Source organism: Kaistella sp. (assembly GCF_041824135.1).
GTDB lineage: Bacteria > Bacteroidota > Bacteroidia > Flavobacteriales > Weeksellaceae > Kaistella.
In genome coordinates, this window is the sequence record NZ_JBGZYM010000099.1 from 1 (window position 1) to 24,801 (window position 24,801).

Sequence of the window (24,801 nt, forward strand, 5' to 3'; positions counted from 1 at the left end):
TGAAAGATTTTCGTAGTAATTCTCATCAAAAACATCAAGCATATTATTTACACCCATCGCTACTCCAATTTTACCATTGGTATAAGGGGCGAAATAGTCGATGAGTCGATAGTATTCGGAGAAGTTAGAAATGATAACGGTGTAACCTAATTTTCCCAAAATATCTACACGGTCTAAAAAGTCACGCTCATCAATATCACCAGCGGCTCTTAAATTGGCAATGGTAATTTCGAATAAAACTTCGGTCTCTTCTTCACTACAACCCCAATCTTTTTTGAAAAGTTCTAAACCCTTCTCAAACATATCGGTGTTAACCAAAGTTACAGGACGAAAGCTTCCTCGGACTGCAAAAATATTTTTTCTGTAAAGAATATCAGCAGGCAACATGTTATTTCCTTCTGAATTGAAAATTACCGCGTCTGTCATTCCATTCTTTACAAGCTGTAGACTCATTAAACGGTTATCGACATATGAAAACGCTGGCCCACTAAAGTCGATCATGTCGATTTCTATATTGTCTTTGGAGACATCATCCAACAGTGAGTTAATCATCTGCCTGGGATTATCTGCGTAAGTAAAAGCTCCGTATATAAGATTAACTCCTAAACTCCCCAAGGTTTCTTGCTGTAATGTTGCATCATTTTCATTAAATTTTACGTGCAGTACAATTTCGTTGTAATCTTCGCATTCCCCCAACTGAAAACGCAACCCAACCCAACCATGACCTTTCATCGTTTTATCGAAGTTGATGGTTGTTACCGTGTTGGCGTAAGAAAAGAATTTTCTACCGGGACAGGTTTCGCGCGATACGCGTTCCTCTATCAAAGAAACTTCATAACGTAACATCTTGCGAAGTCTGTTTTGCGTAACATATCTGTTCTTGGCTTCTCTGCCATAAATTGCATCACTGAAGTCTTTGTCGTAAGCAGACATGGCTTTTGCAATGGTTTGGGAAGCACCTCCCGCTCTAAAGAAATGGCGAACAGTTTCCTGACCCGCGCCAATTTCGGCAAAAGTACCGTAAATGTTGGGGTCTAAATTAATCGCTAAAGCTTTTTGTTTTGGAGTAAGTTTCTGAGGAGTCACGGGCAATTCTAATTTTTTGTAAATTTACCAAAATTAAACCAACATCAAAAAAAATGAAGTTGAAATTTTTAGGAAGTGGAACATCGCAAGGAGTTCCCGTTATTGCCTGTCACTGCGAGGTTTGCACCTCACTCAACCCAAAAGATAAACGTTTCCGTTCCTCCGCTTTGGTCACTACCGATTCTGGAAAAAAGATTCTAATCGATTGTGGACCTGATTTTCGAATGCAAATGCTGGATAACAGAGAAGAGCAAGTTGACGCTGTTCTCCTGACGCACGAACATAATGACCACGTGATTGGACTGGACGATTTACGTCCGTTAATTTTTAAAAATAGAAAAAACATTGATCTTTATTGTCAGAAAAGAGTAGGAGACGAAGTGAGAGCGAGATTCCCTTATGCTTTTTCAGATGTAAAATATCCGGGTGCGCCGTCTTTTGACCTGCATGAAATCGATGATGCTTTTTCAATTTTCGGAACTGAGATTATTCCGGTTGAAGTGATGCATTCGAAAATAAAGATTTTAGGTTTCAAATTTAAAAAACTCGCTTACATTACGGACGCCAGTTTTATTTCTGATCAGGAGAAAGGAAAGTTACAAGATCTGGACTACTTGATTCTGAATTGCATTCGTAGAGAGGAGCTGCATCCTGCTCATTTTATTCTACCACAGGCTTTGGAACTCTTCGAAGAATTGAAACCCAAGAAATTCTATTTAACGCATATCTCGCATCATTTAGGCTTACACGATGAATTAGAACAAGAGCTTCCCGAAAATGTTCATCTTGCCTATGATGGACTGGAACTGCAGTTTTGATAATCAAATAGTTAGCGAAACTAACCGATGTTTACTGAGAATATGTTGAAAATTTCAGTAAATAATTTTCCTTAAACTAAAAAATAATTCTATATTTGCACACCAATTTAAAAAGAGCCCGGCTGGCGGAATTGGTAGACGCGCTAGACTCAAACTCTAGTATCGCAAGATGTACCAGTTCGATTCTGGTGCCGGGTACCAAAAACCTCTGTAATCATTGATTTGCAGAGGTTTTTTTATTTCCTATATTAAGCTCTTTCAATTGTAACAATGAGATTTCATGCACTCTTCTAATATTGCTCAACTTAACACCTCTAATTTCAGGTGAAATTTTCAGTATCTGGACTAATCTCACTACTTCTAATTCTCCACTCAGCATTTCAGCTTTTTCTAAAAATAATTTTTTTTATCTGATAAATTACAATTTTATAAATGACTTCTGTCAGGCGATTTGCGAGGAGTATAAAAAATTCCATTAACATTTGTTAAGAATTATGCCATTTCTTTTAATAATTTAAGATTTTAAGTCATTTATATTATTAATTATGTAAATATTTAAGTATTTTATGTTATTATATTTAATATTGATTAAAAAAAAGAAGCAAAAGGATTAAAAATGCATTTGAGAACTTATCTTTCTGCACGTCACCATAACGAAGCTTGGGTAAAAGGTGGTTATATTCAGGTTGATGATCTAAGTTTCATTAAAGAGGGTTTTGCTTCAGAAATTATGAAACATGCGAGAGTAAAAATCGGTATGGACGAAATTAACTACGGTGATACTCACTTTAGAAGAACTGATAATGCAGAAGCAATCAACAACCCATTCGTAGGAAACTATATTATGGACAGTTTTACTACTGAAGCATTTGGTGAAGCATACGGGTTCTACAATAACTTTATTGGAATGGTAGGGATGTCTAACGGTAAATTAAACCAAACAGCTGTTAAAGGAACTAACTGGAACTCTCCTTCAGTTTATGCTAAAATTGGTTGGGACAAACAGGTTAATGCCGATTTAAGAGTAAGAATGACTGGATCTTTCATTCAAACAAATGGTTTGAGCAGTGGTGGAAATTTATACAGTGCAGACAGAGCAGGTGGTAGATATTACTACACTCTTCTTACTGAAAATGATGCAATGGGACAAGACAATTACGCAACTGGAAGATTCAACCCAGGATTCAAAAAAGTACAGGCGTTCCAACTGAATCCATTCATCAAGTATCAAGGTTTAGAATTCTTCGGAGTTTATGAATATGTTACCGGTAACAAAGCAGCAGGTTTAACACCAAGAGCGACAAGAGGTGATTATACTCAGTTAGGTGCAGAATTATTATACAGACTTGGTGGAAATGAACAATTCTATTTAGGCGGTAGATATAACTCTGTAACTGGACAGGACGATGAAGTTTCTGCAGAAAGAAAAATAGACAGATTCAACGTAGGCGGTGGTTGGTTCATGACCAAAAACGTAGTTGCTAAAGTAGAATATGTTTCTCAGAAATATAATGATGATGCAGTTTGGGGTGCAACCAGTGCTCTAAGAGGTGGTAAGTTTAACGGATTTATGTTTGAAGCGAGCATCGGTTTCTAATTTTTAAATATTCTTTAGAGAAGGGATTGCACGCCGATTCCTTCTCTTTTACTTTTTTATCATGAAAACTAAAATTTCCATATTACTTTTTTTACTGATTTCCAGCTTTGGTTTCGCTCAGAAAAATGGATTGGAAATTAATGGCTGGACCAATGTTAATACTTTTAAATGTAGCAATACCAAGTTCCAGAATTCCTTATCTATCTATTCTTTTAAAGGCAGTCAGCTTCCAAAGGTGATTTTTAAGTTAGATGATTTTGATTGTAGAAACAAGATGATGACTTCTGATTTTAGAAAAATTTTGCAGTCGAATCAATATCCAAATCTCACCATTAGATTTATCGAGTTTACCAAAACTTCCGCTGATCGGTTTATTGCTGTTTTAGAAGTTAAAATGATGACTGTTTCTAAAAACTATCAGGTAGAATTTAGCATGTACAATAATAATCTGGTAGGGAATAAGAGAGTACGGTTTTCGGACTTCAACATTGTTCCTCCAAAGAAAATGGGAGGGATGGTTTATGTTAAAGATGAACTGGATCTATTTTTCAGTCTTTCAGTTAAAGATTAAATCAATTGATTTTTTTAAAGTTCCCTTCATCGGGAACTTTTTTATTGCTGTTTACCTAAATATTCTTCAGTGATCTCTGAGATTTGTTGATCTTCAGCCAACTCCAATAAAGTTCTATTAACTTTAAAAATGAGATCACTTTCTTTTGGAAAAGCAAAACCATAACCTTGCTGATAATATTCTGCTTTGGAAAGCTCCAGATCGTCATCTTTATGAGTGTTGATGTAGTACATCAATTGCGGACGATCGTAAACAATCGCATCTACTTCTTTGCCATCTAACATTTTCATCGCTTCAGCTAAGTTTTCTACGGACTTTATTCTGACGTTATATTCTTTCAGAAAAGTGATGGACGGTGAGCCCGAAACGGTGGCTACTTTTTTTCCATTCAGCTGCTCGATATTTTTAATGTCAACCGATTGAAGATTAGAAAAGGTCAATACACTCGCGATTCCGGCAATCATTGACGTCGCAGAAATAATGGATACGATCATCCATGTTCCGGCAATAATTCTTCCCATTAAAGTTACGGGAGCTTTATCTCCATAACCGGTTGTACTCATCGTTACAATAGCCAACCACATTCCCGTTCCAATTCCTTTTGAAGCTTCAGCGGGGAATTGATCTGGTGAAGCCTTACGTTCTGCCAACCATAAAAGAGCCCCAACAATCGCAAGAATTACTAAGAAAATACCAATCGCTATTAATAATTTAAAACTGAATAAAAGTTTAACAACATTCCAAATGCTGAACTCTCCTTTTTTATAAGCGATCGCTAAACTGGATTGATAAAAGGGTTGCGAAAATCTGAAGTTATCTAAACGTTGAGAGTTAATAGTAACTGGACCAACCACTAAATCAAGTTCACCATTTTTAAGCGCATCTAAAGCTAAATTTACCGTATTGTAAGGTTTGTACGTGTAATTGTAATCAAGATCAGTAGCAATTTGATTCCAGATATTAACAGAAATTCCCTGAGGTGTTGGATTTCCTTTATCCATAAAAACAAACGGAGCAGTACCAGCAACTCCAACGCGTAAAGAATCTTTATTAGAATTGACAGTTTGCGCGGATAAAGAATTTAAGCATAAAAAACTAAAATTAAGGATAAGTAAAAGATGAAGAAGTCGTTGTTTCATAAGAAGTTGATTTTTGCCGAAGTTTTCAAATTAAGAAAAATTGATATTTCTCACAAATTTGAAAATATCAGCAATAAAGAAAAGTATGATTAATAAGCTTATTTGTAATGTTGAAAAATCCCAAAATCTGTGGGAGTCCAAAGTGCTGCTTTTTGTCCGGCTGCTTTTAATGCGTTATTGGTCCAGGTATTACAAGTGTACAGGAAACTATAACTTCCCTGCGCTTCATAGAAGGCATCATCTTTACTGTAAACTGCGTCGGTTTCTATTAGAATATTCTGGCCAGCAGTGTTTTTATCAAATTTAGAATCCACAAATTTTATTAACTCTTCATACTGCGCTTTCGTGAGCATGATTTTCTTACAATCATCACCTTCTGTCATTGTTTTATAGAAAGTGGTATGCATCGCAGAATCTCCCAACCAGAAGGCGGCGTAGAAAGCGGTGGAAACTTTTAATTGTGCCCAGGTTGGCGTATCCAAATAAAATCCTTTGTCGCCCCAGCCAATTCCAACGTAATTAAAATCTGTACTTTTTGATAGGGTATTTTGAAACGGGATTTTTTCACTCCAGTCCATTTGGTCTGTTCTGATCGGCATTACGATATCGGTATGAACACCATTGGTGTAAATATAAACAGGAATATCAGCGACGTCATTTGTTGCTTTTTTCTGAACAGGAATATAAGGAATTGTGAGCGCTAGAATTACATAAATGATGACTAATCCTACAATTGCAGCGATTACTTTTAAAATAATTTGGAGTGTTTTTTTCAATGTAAATGTTTTTAGATATAATTAAGATACAATTAAATTTCAAACGGACTTTATTTAGTCAAAAATTCAATATTTCTTTTTAGCCCTGCAAATTTCGTTCTCTTTACCGGCGACTTGCGAAATATTTCTGAAAATAGTTCCTGTGATAATTCTTGCCAGTCCGGTTTGCGAAGTTCTTTGAGTAAATTAGTTGGTTTAAATTTTTCCTGTTGATGAGGTTTTGCAAATCGATTCCAGGGACAAACGTCCTGACAAATGTCGCAACCGAACATCCAGTCTTCCATATTTCCTTTAAAACTTTCAGGAATTTCATTTTTCAATTCGATGGTTGCGTAAGAAATACATTTGCTGCCATCAATTATTTTGTCAGAAACAATCGCATCGGTCGGACAAGCATCGATGCATTTCCGGCAGGATCCACAATGATCAGTTGTTTCAAAATCCGCCTGAAGTTCTAAGTCGCAAATGATTTCAGCCAAAAAATAAAAAGAACCGCTTTGTTTCGTGATGAGGTTTGCATTTTTTCCAACCCAGCCAATTCCGGATTTTCTGGCCCAGCTTCGTTCTAATATCGGTGCAGAATCGGTAAAAATCCGACAGTAGAAATCACCAATTTCATCCTGAAGTTCTGCCACCATTTCTTTCAGTATTTCTTTGATGATCTCATGGTAATCCTGACCATAAGCATATTTCGAAATTTTCAACTGATCGATACCAGAAAGATCTTCCTCCGGGAAATAATTATAGGAAAGAGAGATCACCGATTTTGACCCTTCGACCAATAATCTTGGATCGAGTCTTTTATCGAAATAATTTTCCATGTAAGCCATTTCGCCATTGTAATTTTTGCTTAGCCAACTTTCAAATGGTTTCGCATCTTCTTCTAAAAAATCAGCTCGGGAAATTCCACAATTTTGAAAACCAAACTTTTTTGCTTTGGCTTTAATGAGATTCGAATAATTTTCTGGACTTTGTAACATAGATTGCATTGCAAAACTAACAATATTTTATAAATTTGTGTCTTTAATATAACAACCACTAAATAATAAAATATGTCAGTAGAAGAAATTTTAAAATCAGGAAAATATCACTTAATCGATGTTCGTGAGCCAATGGAATTAGAAATGGATGGAGAGATCGAATCTGCGGTTAATATTCCTTTAGGAGAACTGGAAGATCGCAAACAAGAAGTAGAGCAGTTAGACGGTCCAAAAATCTTTTTCTGCAGAAGCGGAAATAGAAGCGGAAAAGCGCTTGAGTTTTTCAAATCTGAAAATATGTCTGACATTTATAATGGTGGAGGTTATTCTGATGTAAAGCATACTTTAGAAAATCTGTAAAAGATTTCTTTAATTAAGATAAGAGTTGATCGTTGATCGACTCTTTTTTTTTGTCTAATTTCTAATTAATTCAATAATTGTCATTAAAACATTTCTTATAATCTAAATGCGTGTTTAGTTTTATATAGTATCTAAGTATCTTATAGTCAATTAGTTGTTTATTATTTATTTAAAATTTGACAGATTGCTTTGTATTTTGGCACGATTTTGACAAGTACCTCTTCGTAAAATTTAAAAAAATAATATTATGAATTCAGTTAAAAAATCAATTCTTGGTTTAGGTTTAATGACCGCAGGTTTAATGAGTGCACAAAGTGCGGATATGACGAATATGCTTAAAGTTGGTATCAACGGTGGAATTGCGGTTCCTTCTGAAAATGCTGGTGGAACGGTAGGTGTTGATCTTTCTTATCAAAATTTAATTACGCCAGGATTTGGATTAGGTATCGCAACAGGTTATAATCATTTCTTTGGTACCGAAAATAATGGATATAATAATAATGACTTCGGTGTTATTCCTGTAGCTGCTTTAATTAGAGTATATCCAAAACAAATGGGTTTCTATTTAGGTACTGATATCGGTTACGGTTTCATCGTTGGTGATGACAAAGTTGCATCAAATGTTGGATCTGCTGACAGACCAGATGGTGGTTTATATATTAAACCAGAAATTGGGTACCACAATCAAGACTGGAACTTCTCCTTAAACTACCAAAAAACGTTTACAGGAAGTAAAGGTGAAATGGTTGGACAAGACTATAATGCCGGTGCAATCGGTGTAGGAGTTGGTTATAATATTCCATTAGGAAAATAATCTTCTTCAAAAAATTTTTTCGACCTTCTCTGGTAACAGAGGAGGTTTTTTGTTTTTTTAAGTGCTGTTTTAAAAACTATTATTATCTTTGGTTGATAACATTACAACATGGATACTAAAAATAAATTCAACCTTTTTTTACCTGGAATTTCTTCAGAGACCAATGACAATGTCTCTTTGATCGCCGCCGATCTTAGAGATGAAAAAACAGTTGTCGGTCTTTACATTGCGGAAAATCGCAAGGTTTTTTTAAAAATTGAAAAGACGTACGATACCAAAGAATTCAGTTCTTTTTCAGATATCGTCAATCAGTTTATCAGCGAGAATTCATTAGACAATATTTCTAAAATTGCAGTTGCAGTTCCTGGTCCTGTAATCGGCGGGAAAAGTGCTCCCGCCCGTTTGCCTTGGAAATTAGATGCTGAAGAGATCAAAAATAATACAAAAATTGAAGACGTTTTTTTAATCAATGATCTAGAGGCATCCGCTTACGGGTTAGAACATGTGGCTGAAGAAAATTTTGTTAAAATTCATGACTCCGGAAATTTTGCGCCTGGCAACGCAGTTTTATTAGCACCTGGCGACGGTTTAGGAGAAGCAGCATTATTCTGGGATGGTAGTTTTTTAAGACCATTTGCTACAGAAGGTGGTCACTGTGAATTTTCACCAAGAACCAATGACGAAGTTGAATTTTATTCTTTCCTGCAAAAAATTTACGGAATTGTAAGTTGGGAATCGGTTCTTTCAAAAGGTGGCTTGTTCAATGTCTATCGTTTTTTGAGAGATGTTAAACGTCAGGTTCAGCCAGAATGGTTGACGCAGGAAATTGAAGCTGGAAATTTTACAGAAGCAATTATCAGAGGTGCCATTGATAAAAGAGATCGAATTTGTACCATGACGATTGAAACATTCCTGGTATTCCTGGCTCGTGAAGCTAACAGTTTGGTGCTGAAAATGAAAGCAACAGGCGGACTCTTCCTTAGTGGAGAAATCCCAGTGATGCTGGAGCAATTTCTTAACAATAGCAAATTCTACAAAAATTTCATCATCAGCGATAAAATGGAAAACATCTTAAAAGACATTCCAATTTATTTGGTGAAAGATGAAAAAACGATTATTAACGGAGCAGCTGTTTATGCAGCTTTCTCTAAAAAATGTTAATCAAATACTCGTAAATGAACTTCGCTACTAAGCGGAGTTTTTTATTTCTAACTAATCTTACTATTAATGAAAAAGCTTATTCTCCCTCTATTCGGTTTATTTTCAATCACTCTATTTTCTCAGTCGAAAAGCATAATTTCCTCCGAGATCCGCTGGAAAGCCTATAAAACATTGCGAACAGAATCCCTTTCTCATTTCGGAACAGTAGTATTAAAATCAGGCAAGCTTATTTTTAGTGGAAATGATTTAGCAGGTGGCAGTTTCGTTATGGATATGACTACCATTGATGCTGAAGATATGAACGGAGGCCCGAAGCAAAAAAGATTCCTGGAGAATCACTTGAAAAGCGATGATTTTTTCGACACCGATAAATTCCCGACAGCAACCTTTCAAATCAAATTTATAAAGAAAATTAAAAGTAACGGCTACAATTATCAAGTCACGGGACCATTGACGATCAAGGGGATTTCTAAAAATATCTCGTTTCCGGTGAAGGTTACCCAAGCTAATTCGATCTTTACTTTAACTTCTGCACAATTTACTTTTAACCGAAAAAATTTCGGCTTGAAATATAATATTTTTTGAAGATATGTTAATCAGCAATGATGTTGAAATGAACGTTACTCTAAAAGGGAAATAAAGTTTTCTTATCTTACATCAAGGACATCTGTATTAAATTTTCAATATGTTTGCACTTGAAAATTTAACAAAATAGATATGAGAAATTTAGTATTAGCAGCAATTTTAGCTGGAGGAATGATGTTCGGACAAACCAAAAAGGTAGTGAATTCAAACGTTGAATGGTGGGGTTATAAAATAGCAAAAACCGAAGCTTCTTCTCACAACGGAAATGTGACTTTAAAATCTGGCGATGTTGTAATGAAAGGAAATAATATCGTGGGCGGAACTTTTGCTTTAGATATGACCAGCATCAACGCAACTGATTTAACTGGTGAATATCAAACCAAATTAAACAACCACTTGAAAACGGGAGACTTCTTCGAAACTGATAAATTCCCAAGTGCGACTTACAAAATTACATCTGTAAAAAAGAATAACAGCAAAGCCTTCCCTTATATGGTGAACGGAACTTTGACTGCAAAAGGAAAAACAAATCCAGTTTCTTTCCCAGCGAAAATTTCTTTAAAAAATGGCGTACTGAATATGATTTCAGATAAGTTTACGTTTGACCGTCAGAAATTCGGAATCGCATATGCTTCTGCAGCTAAAGATGTGGTTGTAAAAGACGATATCGATATGATCATCAATATTACGGCAAAGTAACTTTAACAAAATATTAGTACAGAAAGAGCAGCATTGTCTGCTCTTTTTTCTATTTTTGATAGATGAAACTGTATGTCATCAGCGGCCTGGGCGCCGATTTTAAAGTACTCGAAAAAATTAATTTCCCTGAAAATTTAGAAGTTGTTTTTTTAGACTGGCTCATTCCCGAGAATAAAGAAGATTTTCATCATTATGTAGAAAGGATGGCCGCTCGAGTGGATGATTCTGAACCGTTTGCCTTACTCGGTTATTCTTTTGGTGGCCTTATTGTGCAGGAAATTGATAAGATCAAATCTGCTGAAAAAGTGGTCATTATGGGCAGCATCAAATCTGATAAAGAAAAATCCCGCTTCATTAAGTTCGGCGAAATGTCTCGGATTACTAAATATTTACCACAAAGTATGTTTAACGTAAAATCTGCCGCCATTTATTCCGTAGCCCGAAATATTGTAGATCCTAAAAATCCAAAACTCATGGAATACTTTACGGTTCGTGATCAATACTATTTAAAATGGGGTATCGAAAAAGTGTCTGACTGGAAATTTGAAGAAAATCCCAAAGTAATTCAAATTTTGGGAAGCAAAGATATTGTGTTTCCGGTGAAATACTCCAAACCTGATTACGTCGTTCAGAATGGAACGCATCTTTTTCCCGCGACCAAACCAAAACAGGTCTCCAAAATTTTGAATGAGATTTTTAAGTAAATCGTTTTTTTGAAAAATAATCTTACTTAATTCGCTCGATCAATGGAAGATACGTTCCTAATTTTGATCGATATTCAGGAAGTAAATTCTATTCTACAAATAGTAAAAATAGAATTATCTTTGTCTTCAAGTCAATTAGGTTTAATCATCATTTCGTATAAAAAGTAATGGAGTCAATCAGTGTTTTTGAAATTATAAAAGTCGGGATCGGACCCTCAAGTTCTCACACGATGGGACCGTGGAATGCAGCAGAAAGCTTTATTATAAAAATAAAAACCGACCACGATCTTCAGGACGTCACAGAAGTGTTTGTAGAATTTTTCGGCTCTTTAGCCAAAACCGGTATTGGGCACGGAACTGATATTGCCGGAATGCTCGGACTTTCCGGTGAGAATTTTAAACTCATCGACACTTCAAAAATTAATGAAAAAGTAGAAGCCATCAAATCTTCGAATACTTTAAATCTTAATGGCGAAAAAGTACTTCCCTTTATTTACGGACATCATTTGATTTTAAACAAGCAAAAATCCCTTGACTTTCATCCAAACGGAATGATCTTCAAAGCTGTTTTTGAAAATGGCGAAGAATTGATTCAGGATTATTACTCTGTCGGTGGTGGATTTATTGCTACTAAAGAGGAACATTCCTATGAGAATAACTGTACCAGAACTCTTTATCCTTGCCATAATGGAAAAGATATTGATAAAAATATTGCAAAATTAGGATTAGATAAAATTTCAGATCTGGTTTTTCTGAACGAAGAGTCGTGGCGTACTAAAGAAGAAACAGAAAAAGAAGCGCTTTATATCTGGCAACAGATCAAAGAGTGTATTTATAAAGGCGTTAACAAAGAAGGGATTCTTCCCGGCGGTTTAAATGTGACGCGTCGTGCTGCAAATTTGAACAGCAAATTACTAGGCGAAAATATCTACAAAAATATCCACGAATGGTATCAATACTTAGTTGATGCTGATCTGAGTTTTACCAATATCAACAAATGGGTTTCCTGTTTTGCGTTAGCGGTTAACGAAGAAAATGCAAGTTTCGGTAGGATTATCACGGCTCCAACAAATGGAGCAAGTGGCGTTATTCCAGCCGTGCTCATGTACTCTCAATGTTTCACCGAATTCAAAAGTGATGAAAGTGTCATCCGTTTTCTTTTAGTCGCAGGCGAAATTGGAACGCTCTTTAAAAAAAACGCTACAATTTCTGCTGCGATGGGCGGTTGTCAGGCAGAGATCGGCGTTTCCTCCGCCATGGCCGCTGCGGGTCTTACAGAAATTATGGGTGGAACTCCTGGTCAGGTTCAGATGGCTGCAGAGATCGCCATGGAACATCACCTTGGGATGACCTGCGATCCGATCGGTGGATTGGTGCAAATTCCATGTATCGAAAGAAATTCTATGGGTGCGATGAAAGCGATTACTGCGGCCAATATTGCCTTAGAATCCGATCCTGCCAAAGCGCGTGTGACTTTAGACGAAGTGATTCAGTCGATGTGGGAAACTGCGCAAGGAATGAACGACCGTTTCAAAGAAACATCGGAAGGCGGTCTTGCCATTGCGGTTAACGTGGCTGAATGCTAGATTTTTTCCTTTAATTTTTAAGAGCAACAAGATTTTCGCTTTTTCGAATACCCGTCCGGCTGTCCACTATATCTTTTCATTTTTTCTGTCGAAAAAAATAAAAAGGATGCTGTTTCCATCCGGGCTAGAACAGAGCGCGGTTTTTTTTATTGACAAATTTTTGCAAAGAAAAGTTATTTTAAAGAATTTTGAAATGATCCGGATTTAATTTCATCGCCAATGATAAGCTTACCTAAAATACTATTTCCATCAATTGACCTGGAAAATCCAGTCAGAAATTAATTTAATATGTTTTTAAATAAACCATTTCCATACGAAACTTCAGCGAGAGCTCATCTTTTTATTGGAAGTTGTTTGGGATTCTTCGTTCTGTTCATTCTATTTTTTCTGCAACCATTTAATTCTGGAGGTTCTGATTTTTCCTATAAAACCATCTATTTTCTGATTTATGATTTTATCGTTTTTTTAAGTTATTTCATCACTCATTTATTTTCATATTTATATTATAAAAAAATAAAGATCTGGAAAGTGCTTGAAGAAATCATCTTCAATGTCATTTTTATTTTTCTCTCTATCATCATTGGATTTTATTATACGGAAATCATTATCAATAAAAACCCTGAAAGATTAAATCTACCGCATTTCTTAGGTTGGTTTAAAACGATCTTATTCAGTTTTGGAATTCTCCTGTTTATTCTCACCTATTATCTAAGAAGAAAATACACTGCGAAAGATTTAACGAACAAGAATGTAAATTCACAAACTCCTACTTTGTCGGACACTAAAAATATTACCCTTACCGGTAGTTTGAAAAAAGATATTTTTATAGTTGATGAAGCAAATCTGATGTTTGTAAAATCTGAAAATAATTATGTGCTCATCTCATATCTAGAACATGATTTGATCAAAGAGAAACTACTAAGAAGTACGCTTGCCAATATCGAAAAACAACTTCCTTCATTTATTAAAACACACCGTTCTTACATTGTCAATCCGGACTTTACTCTTGCGGTAAAAGGAAGTAAACAAAATTCAAAACTAAATCTGAAAAATACCGAGCTTGCCATTCCTGTTTCCGAAACCTATTTTGAGACGATTAACTCCATATTAAACGGTCCCAAATAATCAGGAATTCACCCCAAGAAGTACGGTTTCACCACAAAAGGGAAGCACCTGCCACTTTAATTTTCGTTCTGTTTTAAATCTTCTTTCATTTGCTGAAATATTTAAATAATAAACATTTTAGCAAATGAAAAGAGTCCTAAAGATCCTTGTAAAAATTACTGTTGTAACACTGATACTGTTAGTGTGTATTCTATGTTACGTCCGATTCAGTAGAACTCTTGATCCGTTTATCTATAAAACTAATTCAGGTAAAACCGAATTCAAAAGCTTATTTAAACATAAGGAATTAATGCTCGAATTAAATGATCGCACAAAAATACACGCGGCCTTATTCATGCGTGATTCTGTAGCCGTAAAAGCCACTATTTTTCATCATCTCGGAAACGGAATGGATTTAAATACGGCGCAGCTCATGTACAAACCACTTTTGAAGGATGGCTTTCAAATATTTACGTACGAACGCAGAGGTTTTGGAGGATCGACCGGAGAAGATGATAACACAATCCAATTAAAAGCAGACGCTCTTGAAATATTCGATAAATTTAAAACTATCGAGGATGTTAAGGGAACCAATATCATCATTTGGGGTGTTTCTTTAGGTGGGATTTTTGCCACAACCAATGCAGCAGAAAGAAATAATTACATTAAAGGATTAGTCTTAGAAGGCACTTTCAGTTCCTTTCCTGACATAGCGGACCATTACGCAAGTGAAATTAAATTAGAGCATTTGAAATGGTTAATACCTTTGCTTTTAAATGATGATTTTCCAACGAACCAGGAAATAAAAAAGGTTACTAAACCAGTGGTGATCATTCATAGTACAGAAGATAAAATGATTCCGTTTCAATTGGGTGAAAATATTTTCATCAATTCAAATAAAACGAATACAACATTCTGGAAAATAAAAGGAGCACATGTAAAAGGAATTATCAACTATGAACGGGAATACGTCAACAAGTTTAATGAAATATTAAATCAATGATTAGTTTCAGGAACAAAAATAAAACCATGATTAAATTAATAAAAATTGTAAAGTTGTTAATAATAACATTCTTTTCAATTGTATTAATATTCATTTTATATATTCGTTTTTCCAGATTTTCGGACAGGATGATCTATCAAATGAATGATACTCATTACGTGGAATTTACGTCAGAACTGAATTGTCAAGAATTCTATTTTGAAGTAAATAAGGACGTGAAATTACATGGCGTTCTATTTAAACCAGATTCAACTCCTGTCGTCGGAACAATTTTTCATTATTCTGGCAAAGGGATGCATTTAATGTCTTCCGTTCAGGAATCTTACAAACCACTTCTAAAAAAAGGTTTTCAGGTTTTTTGTTTTGAAAGAAGAGATTTTGGAAAATCAAATGGAGTGGCTGATAATTCTTTAATCTTAAAACAAGATGCGCTATTAGTTTTCGATAAAGTCGCCCAATTTGACGATGTTTCTAAAAAGCCAATTATCATTTGGGGACAGTCGCTGGGTGGTGCTTTTGCTACAATGACTGCGAAAGAAAGACAGGATAAAATAAAAGGATTGGTGTTAGAAGGAACTTTTAGCTCTTTTCCCGATATTGGAAAAGTGTATGCGAAAGCATTAAACCTAAAAAATTTTAAATGGATTGTTCCACTATTGATGAACAATGACTTTCCAGCTGAAAAGGAGATAAGAGAATTAGAAATCCCAACCGTTATTATACACAGTAAATTTGATGAGCAAGTTCCTTATGAGTTGGGCCAAAAATTATTTGAAGCAGCTAATAAAACTAATACTGAATTCTGGGAAATTAAAGGTAAACACATTAAGGGTATTTACGATAACGAAGAACAATATGTTGACGAGTTTATTAAAATAATGCAGAAATAATGAGTTGCGATAATTTATTTTGGGGTAAATATCATTTCGTTTTTTCTGTGTTTCAAACTCCGACGATGTTGTTAACAGCTGATATTTTTATTTTCCAGCCCAGTAATTTCAAAGGAATTAATACTTATATTCGTTTTCAAAAATAAAACTTAAAAACTATGAATCCCGAAACACTCTTTCTGATTTTAAATAATCTCGTTGCAATCGTTTGGATACTGATGATTTTTGCGCCCAAATGGAAAGTTACGCAAGTCATCATCAGCACTTTTTCTGTAGTACTAATACTTTCTGTCACTTACAGCATTCTTATTATCTCTTCTTATGGTACGCTGGATTTTATGGACTTTACTTCTCTACAAGGAATTATGAATTTGTTGCAACACAGTGATGCTTGGGGAAGCAGTGCGCTTTGGTATCATTTTCTTGCCTTTGATCTGTTTGTCGGAACCTGGATATTGAAAGATGCTCAAAAATTATCAATTCCACACTTGGTAATTATTCCGTGTCTGTTTTTTACTTTTATGCTTGGACCGTTAGGTTTTGTTCTTTATCAGCTTGTAAAGTTTTTCTACAGTAAATTCAAAAAAGATAAAACGAAAGTCGCTTGATTTTAAAATACAAAATAAACTGATTTTCTAAAAAATGAATGTAAGAGAAGCCTATAAGATCTGGTCTGAACAATATGACACCAACGAGAATAAAACGAGAGATCTGGAAGCAATTTCACTCAGTAAAAATCTAAAAGGACAACATTTTACTCACTGCCTGGAAATAGGATGCGGAACAGGAAAAAACACTGCGTTCTTAATGGAAATTTCGGACCAGGTTGTGGCAGTGGATTTTTCAGCTGAAATGTTAGCGAAGGCAAAACAGAAAATAAATTCTCACCATGTAAAATTTATTCAGGCTGACATCAGCGAAGAATGGAACTTTACGGGGAATACTAAATATGATTTAGTCACTTTCGGTCTCGTTTTAGAACATATCGAAAATCTGGATATGATCTTCCAAAAACTAAACGAAGTCGTCAATTCAAACGGAATTATTTACATTGGTGAACTACATCCTTTTAAGCAATACAACGGTTCAAAAGCAAGATTTGAAACAGTAGATGGGCTTCAAGAAGTGAGTTGCTTTACGCATCACATTTCAGAATTTGCAACTTGTGCCAAAAAACATGATTTGCAGTTAGTCGATATCAGCGAATATTTTGATGACAATGACAAAAGTTCTATTCCGAGAATTTTAACAATGATCTTCAAGAAGAAATAAGGAAAATCAAACCTTCTTATAAATAAGTTTCAACCTCTTATCTAAGAATCCCCCTAATCTTATTCGCATTCCGAATCAACTCTTCCAAATAATCATAATTATCCTTTTCCAACGCAGATTTAAACTTACGAAGTTGCGTAATGTGTTCATTCAAAACATCCAACACGTTTTCCTTATTCTGTCTGAAAATCGGAACCCACATTTCAGGATGAGATTTCGCCAAACGAACCGTACTCGAAAAACCAGAACTCGCCAGTTGGAAAATGGTATCTTCTTCTCTTTCCTTTTCAAGAACGGTATTTGCCAAAGCGTACGAAGTGATATGCGAGATATGAGAAATATAAGCAGTGTGAATATCGTGACCGTCTGCATCCATGTGCAGAAGATTCATTTCTAAATGTTTGGCAACTTGCTCCACCATTTTCAAAGCGTCTTGGGCGGAATCATCTTGGTCGCAGATAACTCCTGCTCTTCCTGTAAAACTGTCTGATATCGCAGATTGAGGTCCAGAATTTTCTGTTCCCCACATCGGGTGAAAAGCCACGAAACGGTTTCTGTTTTTATGAGTATTTGCAGCTTGTACAATTCCACCTTTGGTAGAACCAACGTCCATAACGGTTTGCTGATCATTAACTAAATCTAAAACAGCAGGCAACAATTGTCTGGCGGCATCCACTGGAATGGCGAGAATAATTAAATCAGAATTTTGAACTGCGCTTTCTAACGTAGAACCTTCATCGATAATGCGCAGTTCTTTTGCTTCAACTAAATGCCGCTCATTTTGATCAACGCCGTAAACGTAATCGATAAATTGTTTTTCACGTAATTTTAAGGCAATTGACCCACCAATTAAACCAGTTCCGATGATGGTTAATTTCATATGTAGATTTTTATTTGTAAAATTTGCTTATCTTAATTTTTTAAGACTGTGGAAATTAGATTGTTCTGCACATTTTTCATATGCGACTTCGTATCGGGGATTTTTCTTCGGATAGATCAAGGTGTAACTCGGACAAGGCTTTTTCTGAGCGTCACTTTTTTCGAAAACGATATATCCTTTGGTGAGAATACTGTCTTTCAGAAATTTCTCATCCACTTTCCACAATTCCATTTCCTTTTTAAAATCGTCAGAGTAGGTAAATTCTTTTGATAAAGATTCAGCGATCACTCTTGAGTTAGGAAGATATCCACTGCAACTTGCGCCTTTTTTGTTCAGAATAAAAAATACGAGAATAAGTCCGGGAATTAGGCCCAGTAAGAAGAATTTTATTTTTCTCATTTAAAAAATTAAAAGATTGATATCGTGGTAAGTAAGATCGAATCGGTCGCAGATCATTTTTTTAGTATGGCGACCTTTGTACATATAAAGCGATTGCTTCATTTCATTTTTATGGACCAGCATATTTTCAAAACCTCCTTGGTCATCGTAGTTCAGGAGATAGGAAAGAAAGAAATTAGAAATTGCTTTCGTGGTTGTTCTTGGCATTTTCGAAGTTAAATTCGGTAAACCGCAGTGAATAACTCCGTGTTTAATAATATACGGATTCTCCATATCTGTCACTTCCGACGTCTCGATCATTTTTCGATTGTCGATCGTAACGTCGATAATAACGCTGCCTTTTTTCATGCCGACCACCATTTCTTCGGTGACAATCGGAACTGCACTTAATTTTGAAAGGGCGCCGATCACTACATCGGCTCTTTTTAAACTCTTGGTTAATTCTTTCGGGTCGATAATAGAAGTTGGTACACGACCATCAACCATCATGTGCAGACGACGAAGTTTTGATAAAGAATTGTCAAAAACTTTCACACTCGCTCCAAGACCTAAAGCGGCTTTAGTAGCAAATTCTCCAACGATCCCAGCGCCGATCACTACTACTTCTGTAGGACGAACGCCGGTAATTCCACCAAGCATCAATCCATTGGAAAGCGCCAAAAGTTCCGCGGCATAAAGGATAGAAATACTTCCTGCAATTTCACCAATCAATCGTACTAATGACAACTGTTTGTATTCATCAGCGATAAATTCAAAAGCAATCGCGTTGATTTTTTTCTCTGCCAGTTTTTTAAAATATTCTTTGTCCCGCAAATTGATTTGTAAAGCTGAAATCAGATAAGTATTCATCTTCAGCATGTCAATTTCTTCAGTAGTTGGCGGATTAATTTTTAAAACTAAATCCTGTTCGTAGGCTTCTTGCGGATTTTGAGTGATTTTCGCTCCAGATTCAGAATACTGAAAATCGCTGAAAAAGGATCCTTCACCAGCTCCGGCTTCTACAATAATATGATGGCCGTTGGCCACCAAAACCTGCACTGCATCTGGCGTGATACACGTTCTGCGCTCGTTAAGACAAGTCTCTTTTGGAACTCCTATACTGAATTGTTTTCCCTTTTTTACGATTTCTAATTTCTCTTCTTGCGGAAGTAAATCTCTTTCGGAAAATGGGGTAAAAACGTGGGTATGACTCATTTTATAAGTTTTGATAAATAGCGACTAATCCAAAAGAATCAGTGGACAAATATACGATGATTTGATTATTAATGCGGAAAATTCTAGCGGAAGTTGATGACGCGATATTCACCATCGTTCTCAATGCTCATTTCATGATGTGGGAAATGCGCAAGTTCTTCTTCGTAAACTTCAGGCCACTCGATGATGCAGAGAAAAGCGTTATCCAGGTATTCATGAATACCAATATCTTCAACTTCATCCGCAGATTTCATGCGGTATAAATCGAAATGAAAAACGTTACCTTTCGGCGTGTCGTATTCATTTACAATCGCGTAAGTAGGAGAGGAAACTTCATCTTGGCTGCCCAGGTTTTTCAAAAGAAACTGGCTAAAAGTTGTTTTTCCGGCACCGAGGTTTCCTTTTAACAGAAGAATATTGTGTTGAAGCTGGGGTAGGATTTCGTCAATAACCATCTGCCAGTCTTCTAATTTATTAATTTTGAATTCCATGTTTACTTATAAATTTCGATAAGAATTTCACCCTTTTCGGTAATTGCTCCACGATACATTCCGGCGGTATTGAAAGGCATTGCTATATTTCCATCCTTATCTAAAGCGATCAAACCACCATCACCGCCCATTTTTTCAACTTCATCGATGGTTTCCTGCGCAGCAGTTCTAACGTCTTTATTCTGATATTCCATTTTTGCCGCAATCGTTCTCGCAGCTGTAGCACGGATAAAATATTCTCCCCAACCTGTGGCGGAAATTCCGACTTGAGAATCAGCATAAGTTCCGGCACCAATAATGGGAGCATCTCCAATTCTACCGTATTTTTTATTGGTCATTCCTCCCGTGGAAGTTCCAGCCGTAATGTTTCCACTTTTATCTAAAGCAACTGCACCAACAGTCCCGAATTTTTGGTCGATCTCGTAAGATTCTGGTAGCGTATTTTGGGAGACTTTTTTATTTGTCTTCGACTGTTCTTTTTGCTTCAGTTTTTGCAAACCTTCCCAACGGTCTTTGGTCCAGAAATACTTTGGATCAACAATTTCTAAGTTTTGTTCTTTTGCAAACTGTTCTGCGCCAACTCCAGACAACATCACATGTTCTGATTTTTGCATTACCGCAATCGCAGTTTTAATCGGATTTTTAATAGTGTGAACTCCAGCAATTGCTCCCGCTGATTTGTCCTTTCCATACATGATGGAAGCATCGAGTTCGTTTGTTCCATCAGCAGTGAAAACAGCTCCTTTACCCGCATTGAATAAAGGCGAATCTTCCATGATCGTGATGGAAGCCGCAACTGCATCGATGGACGTATTTCCTTTCTGAATTTCTGCATATCCAGCTTTTAGGGCTTCTGTCAATTTTGCTTTGTATGCGTTTTCTTTTTCAGCCGTCATGTTGGATTTGAGAATGGTTCCTGCACCGCCATGGATAACGAGAACGTATTTTTTTTGAGCCGACATCATCAGTGAAAAAGTGACGATGGAAGCGAGTAGGAGTTTTTTCATTTGTAAAAGAAATTGTTCGCCAAATTTATTGAATTTTTTTTAGCATAACATTAATATAGTATAGTAAAATCAAGAAAATGAATTCGCCTTTTGTGCACAGATTTGACTATGCCGAAGTTGCTTTTCAGGAATTTACTGAGATAAATGCCTTAACAAAAATTGTATTATTATCAGTTCTGAAATTTACAACTTTCATTTCATGGCTCTTCCTACTTTTTACTTGGCTCTTCCCCTGCGTAAGGGATCGCAATGGAAAGCCCGGAAGGAGGCGCGATCCGCCTCGGCGGAGAGCGTCGACTGAGGACTTGTAATGTAGAGCCCGACCCGAGCTGCTGGAAAATTGTGCAGTTTGTTGGTAAGTTTTGGCGAGGGATACACCCAAATCTATAAGGAAATGAAAAACATATTTCCTATTTTTACCGAATGATTTCTAAGCAAACAATCGATCAAATATTTTCTGCCGTTCGGGTCGAGGAAATCGTTGGTGAATATGTACAACTCAAACGAGCTGGCTCTAATTTTAAGGGTTTAAGTCCGTTTCACGATGAGAAATCACCCAGTTTTGTCGTTTCTCCAAGCAAGCAGATTTGGAAAGATTTCTCGTCTGGAAAAGGGGGAACAGCCATTTCATTCTTAATGGAAATCGAAAATTTCACTTATCCAGAAGCACTGCGACATGCTGCACAGAAGTACGGAATTGAAATAGAAGAAGATAAAAGAGAATTCACCGAGGAGCAAAAGCAAGCGCAAACCGACAAAGAATTGCTCTATAAAATACATGAGATTGCGAATGATTATTTTCAGGAGCAAATGTTTGAAACTGAAGAGGGAAGGACCATTGCTTATTCTTATTTTAAAGAGCGTGAACTTCGGGACGATATTATTAAAAAATTCCATTTGGGATATTCGCCGGAACAGCGAAACGCCTTTACAGAATTTGCTTTAAATAAAGGATATTCCAAAGAAATTCTGGAAAAATCAGGGCTTTCTATTTTCCCTGAAAATGCACCCAATGGAATCGACCGTTTTCGGGAAAGGGTTCTATTTCCCATTCATAGTTTCTCGGGCCGAGTTTTAGGTTTTGGTGCCAGAATTCTGAAGAATAATATTAAAACGGCGAAATATCTGAATTCTCCGGAAACAGAAATTTATCATAAATCCAGTGTTCTTTACGGACTGAGTCAAGGTAAGCAAGCGATCTCAAAAGCAAATCTTTGCCTCTTAGTGGAAGGTTATATGGATGTAATCGCGTTGCATCAAAGTGGAATTGAAAATGTAGTTGCGAGTTCTGGAACAGCATTGACAGTTGATCAAATTAAACTGATTAAGCGTTTGACTGAAAATGTAACCATTTTGTTTGATGGTGATCCGGCCGGAATTAAAGCGAGTTTTAGAAGCATCGATTTATTGCTCGCCGAAGAAATGAATATTCGTATTCTGCTTTTCCCTGATGGCGACGATCCTGATTCCTTCTCCAGGAAACATCCACAGCAATATGTAGAGGATTTTATTAAAAATCAAGCAAAAGACTTCATTGATTTCAAGGCTGAAATTTTATTGAAAGAAGCTGGCGATGATCCGATCAAAAAAGCAGAAGCAATTCGCGACATCATCAAGTCGGTCGCATTTGTAAAGAATGCTTTGAAGCAGGAAGTTTACCTGAAAGAAGTAGCGAATAAGTTTGGAATTTCAGAACAATCTCTTTTTAATGAACTGAATGTTCAAAAGCAGATTCAAACTAAACAATTTTCGCCACAATACAGGCAGGAACCGCAAGAAAGACCAAAGATGGAAGTTGTTCCAGCCGATCTTCCGAAGGTTAATCCGCTCATCATTTTAGAAGAGAAGTTGGTGGAACTCATGTTAAAATATGGAGACTTAATTGTTGACCGTACTGACGATGAAAACAAGCAGTACCAAACTACGGTTATTGAAGAGATCATCGGTCATTTAGACGAAGATCAATATGAGGTTCAATCTTCTTTAAATCAAAGCATTATCAATGAAATTAAAGAAGGGATTTCAGAAAAGAGCCTGCGTTCTGGGAATTTTTTTCTAACCTTAATGGATGCGGATATTACGCAGAAAGTAGCTAATGTTTTGCTCGATCCTTATGAATTAAGCAATTGGGAAAAGCATCAGATTTTCTTTAGTAAGGAGGAAGATGTTGTTCCTAAAATTGTTCAGGATGTTATTTTTAGGCATAAACGAGAATACGTAATGAAATTGATGGGAGAATTGAAATTAAAATTGTCAGAATCTGAAAATAACGACGAGCTTTATAAAACAATGATGAACCTGACTCAATTAAAAAAAGATATCGACCAGAAATTGTTTAGGGTTTTATGATGGTTGGACCAATGGAATTAAGGAAAAATTTTCTAAATTTGATTAAACTTTAAAAATGGATATTTCTGTAAACTTACCATTCGAGCAACTTTTAGTAATGATCAATCAATTAAATGCTAAAGAAAAACAGACGATTGCGAAATTGTTATTAGAAGAAACTGAGCTTTCGGAAGAGCAGTGGAAAGAGGCCATTAGAAGAAAGAAAGATTTCGAAAATGGTAAAAGTTCTACTGAGAGCTGGAATAGTTTGAAAAAGCGAATTTTAAATTGAGTTACGAAATTATTTTTTTACAACCTGCTGCAGAAGAATTAGAGGCGGCAGTTAGTTGGTATGAAGATAAAAGAAGTGGATTAGGATTTGATTTTATTGAAGAAGTTGAAGAATATTTGAATTTGATTCAAGACAATCCTTATCTTTTTGAAGAATATAAAAATAGATAGAATTTGCACAAAGTTCCCTTAATCCGATTTCCATACTCAATAATTTACTGAATTGCAGAACAGGAAAAAATCGCTTATATTGACGCTGTTTTCCACTCTAAAAGAAATCCGAAATTTAAGTGACAGAATGGCTAAATTCACGAAAAGGTATAAACTTTGAGCAAAAGTAAATAAGAATAATACAAAAATATAAAATGGATATTAAAAAAGATTTCAGAGATTTCTCTGTAAAACATTTAGGAAATAGCGGATTGGCAACGGATCAATATATGGGAATGTATGGCCCGACCAATCTTACGCCTTATATCATGGAAGAGAGAAGATTAAACGTTACTCAAATGGACGTTTTTTCGCGTTTAATGATGGACCGAATTATTTTCTTGGGAACAGGAATCGATGATCAGGTAGCTAATATTATTACGGCTCAGTTGCTTTTCTTAGAAAGTTCTGATTCGTCGAAAGACATCCAAATTTACATTAACTCTCCAGGTGGGAGCGTTTATGCAGGATTGGGTATTTATGACACGATGCAAATTATTAAGCCAGATGTTGCGACAATCTGTACAGGTATTGCTGCTTCAATGGGAGCTGTTCTTTTGGTCGCTGGTGAGAAAGGAAAACGTTCAGCTTTGAAACATTCAAGAGTGATGATTCACCAACCAAGCGGTGGTGCACAAGGTGTGGCTTCTGACATGGAAATCAACTTGCGTGAAATGTTGAAATTGAAAAAAGAATTATACGATATCATTTCTGAACATTCTGGACAAACTTACGAATGGGTAGAAAAAGCGTCTGATAGAGATTACTGGATGACCTCTTCGGAAGCGAAAGATTTCGGAATGGTGGATGAAGTTCTTGCCAGAAAAGTAGAAAAGAAATAATTTACTTTCAAGCT

28 protein-coding genes and 1 tRNA gene are annotated in these 24,801 nt (G+C 35.9%); 20 read left to right on the plus strand and 9 right to left on the minus strand.

Annotation, left to right across the window (positions count from 1 at the left end; genetic code table 11):
- Positions 1-1,092, minus strand: a 1,092-nt coding sequence (locus ACEYOS_RS12530; protein WP_373797588.1) for a TonB-dependent receptor, incomplete at its 3' end; no start/stop codon positions are given.
- A 47-nt stretch (positions 1,093-1,139) separates the two neighbouring features.
- Between ACEYOS_RS12530 and ACEYOS_RS12535 the strand changes: the two genes are divergently transcribed.
- From ACEYOS_RS12535 to ACEYOS_RS12550, 4 genes are all read left to right on the plus strand, one after another.
- Entirely contained in the window at positions 1,140-1,904 is a 765-nt protein-coding gene (locus tag ACEYOS_RS12535; RefSeq protein WP_373709082.1) for an MBL fold metallo-hydrolase, read from the plus strand.
- A gap of 116 nt (positions 1,905-2,020) precedes the next feature.
- Positions 2,021-2,105, plus strand: a tRNA-Leu gene (locus tag ACEYOS_RS12540).
- A gap of 415 nt (positions 2,106-2,520) precedes the next feature.
- Entirely contained in the window at positions 2,521-3,501 is a 981-nt protein-coding gene (locus ACEYOS_RS12545) for a hypothetical protein (protein WP_373709081.1), read from the plus strand.
- A 61-nt stretch (positions 3,502-3,562) separates the two neighbouring features.
- On the plus strand, positions 3,563-4,072 hold the full coding sequence (locus ACEYOS_RS12550) for a hypothetical protein (protein ID WP_373709080.1): 510 nt from the start codon (positions 3,563-3,565) through the stop codon (positions 4,070-4,072).
- Between the two features lie 41 nt (positions 4,073-4,113).
- Here ACEYOS_RS12550 and ACEYOS_RS12555 read toward each other — a convergent pair whose 3' ends face one another.
- The 3 genes from ACEYOS_RS12555 to queG form a co-directional block, all read right to left on the minus strand.
- Positions 4,114-5,211, minus strand: a complete 1,098-nt coding sequence (locus ACEYOS_RS12555) for a transporter substrate-binding domain-containing protein (protein WP_373709079.1) — start codon at positions 5,209-5,211, stop codon at positions 4,114-4,116.
- A 98-nt stretch (positions 5,212-5,309) separates the two neighbouring features.
- Positions 5,310-5,987 (minus strand): TIGR02117 family protein, encoded by a 678-nt coding sequence (locus ACEYOS_RS12560; RefSeq protein ID WP_373709078.1) that lies wholly within the window; start codon positions 5,985-5,987, stop codon positions 5,310-5,312.
- Positions 5,988-6,037: 50 nt separating this feature from the next.
- Positions 6,038-6,967, minus strand: coding sequence for a tRNA epoxyqueuosine(34) reductase QueG (queG, locus tag ACEYOS_RS12565; protein WP_373709084.1), 930 nt, complete (start codon positions 6,965-6,967; stop codon positions 6,038-6,040).
- A gap of 72 nt (positions 6,968-7,039) precedes the next feature.
- Here queG and ACEYOS_RS12570 point away from each other — a divergent pair, with 72 nt between their 5' ends.
- The 12 genes from ACEYOS_RS12570 to ACEYOS_RS12625 all read left to right on the plus strand — a co-directional run bounded on the left by ACEYOS_RS12570 (position 7,040) and on the right by ACEYOS_RS12625 (position 17,145).
- Positions 7,040-7,327, plus strand: a complete 288-nt coding sequence (locus ACEYOS_RS12570; RefSeq protein ID WP_373709077.1) for a rhodanese-like domain-containing protein — start codon at positions 7,040-7,042, stop codon at positions 7,325-7,327.
- 247 nt (positions 7,328-7,574) lie between these two features.
- Positions 7,575-8,141 (plus strand): hypothetical protein, encoded by a 567-nt coding sequence (locus ACEYOS_RS12575; protein WP_373709076.1) that lies wholly within the window; start codon positions 7,575-7,577, stop codon positions 8,139-8,141.
- A gap of 108 nt (positions 8,142-8,249) precedes the next feature.
- On the plus strand, positions 8,250-9,302 hold the full coding sequence (locus ACEYOS_RS12580) for a glucokinase (protein WP_373709075.1): 1,053 nt from the start codon (positions 8,250-8,252) through the stop codon (positions 9,300-9,302).
- 66 nt (positions 9,303-9,368) lie between these two features.
- Positions 9,369-9,887 carry a YceI family protein gene (locus ACEYOS_RS12585; RefSeq protein WP_373709074.1) on the plus strand — a complete coding sequence of 173 codons (519 nt, stop codon included), beginning with the start codon at positions 9,369-9,371 and terminating at the stop codon, positions 9,885-9,887.
- 132 nt (positions 9,888-10,019) lie between these two features.
- Positions 10,020-10,586 carry a YceI family protein gene (locus tag ACEYOS_RS12590; protein WP_373709073.1) on the plus strand — a complete coding sequence of 189 codons (567 nt, stop codon included), beginning with the start codon at positions 10,020-10,022 and terminating at the stop codon, positions 10,584-10,586.
- A 62-nt stretch (positions 10,587-10,648) separates the two neighbouring features.
- Positions 10,649-11,290 carry an alpha/beta hydrolase gene (locus ACEYOS_RS12595; protein WP_373709072.1) on the plus strand — a complete coding sequence of 214 codons (642 nt, stop codon included), beginning with the start codon at positions 10,649-10,651 and terminating at the stop codon, positions 11,288-11,290.
- 167 nt (positions 11,291-11,457) lie between these two features.
- Positions 11,458-12,876, plus strand: coding sequence for an L-serine ammonia-lyase (locus ACEYOS_RS12600; RefSeq protein WP_373709071.1), 1,419 nt, complete (start codon positions 11,458-11,460; stop codon positions 12,874-12,876).
- 288 nt (positions 12,877-13,164) lie between these two features.
- A complete protein-coding gene (locus tag ACEYOS_RS12605; protein ID WP_373709070.1) occupies positions 13,165-14,001 on the plus strand; it encodes a LytTR family transcriptional regulator DNA-binding domain-containing protein in 837 nt (278 codons plus the stop codon).
- A 289-nt stretch (positions 14,002-14,290) separates the two neighbouring features.
- Positions 14,291-14,983: an alpha/beta hydrolase gene (locus tag ACEYOS_RS12610; protein ID WP_373709069.1), complete on the plus strand. Its 693-nt coding sequence runs from the start codon at positions 14,291-14,293 to the stop codon at positions 14,981-14,983.
- A 140-nt stretch (positions 14,984-15,123) separates the two neighbouring features.
- Complete coding sequence (locus ACEYOS_RS12615; protein WP_373709068.1) at positions 15,124-15,873, plus strand: alpha/beta hydrolase; 750 nt, start codon at positions 15,124-15,126, stop codon at positions 15,871-15,873.
- Between the two features lie 158 nt (positions 15,874-16,031).
- On the plus strand, positions 16,032-16,481 hold the full coding sequence (locus ACEYOS_RS12620) for an ABA4-like family protein (RefSeq protein WP_373709067.1): 450 nt from the start codon (positions 16,032-16,034) through the stop codon (positions 16,479-16,481).
- 34 nt (positions 16,482-16,515) lie between these two features.
- Positions 16,516-17,145, plus strand: a complete 630-nt coding sequence (locus ACEYOS_RS12625; protein ID WP_373709066.1) for a class I SAM-dependent methyltransferase — start codon at positions 16,516-16,518, stop codon at positions 17,143-17,145.
- Between the two features lie 37 nt (positions 17,146-17,182).
- Here ACEYOS_RS12625 and ACEYOS_RS12630 read toward each other — a convergent pair whose 3' ends face one another.
- The 5 genes from ACEYOS_RS12630 to ACEYOS_RS12650 all read right to left on the minus strand — a co-directional run bounded on the left by ACEYOS_RS12630 (position 17,183) and on the right by ACEYOS_RS12650 (position 21,116).
- On the minus strand, positions 17,183-18,025 hold the full coding sequence (locus tag ACEYOS_RS12630; protein ID WP_373709065.1) for a prephenate dehydrogenase: 843 nt from the start codon (positions 18,023-18,025) through the stop codon (positions 17,183-17,185).
- A gap of 27 nt (positions 18,026-18,052) precedes the next feature.
- On the minus strand, positions 18,053-18,424 hold the full coding sequence (locus tag ACEYOS_RS12635) for a hypothetical protein (RefSeq protein ID WP_373709064.1): 372 nt from the start codon (positions 18,422-18,424) through the stop codon (positions 18,053-18,055).
- Positions 18,425-19,618 (minus strand): alanine dehydrogenase, encoded by a 1,194-nt coding sequence (locus ACEYOS_RS12640; RefSeq protein ID WP_373709063.1) that lies wholly within the window; start codon positions 19,616-19,618, stop codon positions 18,425-18,427.
- Between the two features lie 83 nt (positions 19,619-19,701).
- Complete coding sequence (gene tsaE, locus ACEYOS_RS12645) at positions 19,702-20,109, minus strand: tRNA (adenosine(37)-N6)-threonylcarbamoyltransferase complex ATPase subunit type 1 TsaE (protein WP_373709062.1); 408 nt, start codon at positions 20,107-20,109, stop codon at positions 19,702-19,704.
- Between the two features lie 2 nt (positions 20,110-20,111).
- Positions 20,112-21,116 carry an isoaspartyl peptidase/L-asparaginase family protein gene (locus tag ACEYOS_RS12650; RefSeq protein WP_373709061.1) on the minus strand — a complete coding sequence of 335 codons (1,005 nt, stop codon included), beginning with the start codon at positions 21,114-21,116 and terminating at the stop codon, positions 20,112-20,114.
- Positions 21,117-21,539: 423 nt separating this feature from the next.
- Here ACEYOS_RS12650 and dnaG point away from each other — a divergent pair, with 423 nt between their 5' ends.
- The 4 genes from dnaG (at position 21,540) to clpP (ending at position 24,787) form a co-directional block, all read left to right on the plus strand.
- Complete coding sequence (dnaG, locus tag ACEYOS_RS12655) at positions 21,540-23,465, plus strand: DNA primase (RefSeq protein WP_373709060.1); 1,926 nt, start codon at positions 21,540-21,542, stop codon at positions 23,463-23,465.
- A 55-nt stretch (positions 23,466-23,520) separates the two neighbouring features.
- Entirely contained in the window at positions 23,521-23,736 is a 216-nt protein-coding gene (locus ACEYOS_RS12660) for a hypothetical protein (protein WP_373709059.1), read from the plus strand.
- Positions 23,733-23,906, plus strand: coding sequence for a hypothetical protein (locus ACEYOS_RS12665; protein WP_373709058.1), 174 nt, complete (start codon positions 23,733-23,735; stop codon positions 23,904-23,906). The genes ACEYOS_RS12660 and ACEYOS_RS12665 overlap by 4 nt, the downstream gene beginning before the upstream one ends.
- 194 nt (positions 23,907-24,100) lie before the next feature.
- Complete coding sequence (gene clpP / locus ACEYOS_RS12670) at positions 24,101-24,787, plus strand: ATP-dependent Clp endopeptidase proteolytic subunit ClpP (protein ID WP_373709057.1); 687 nt, start codon at positions 24,101-24,103, stop codon at positions 24,785-24,787.
- Positions 24,788-24,801: the final 14 nt, after the last annotated feature.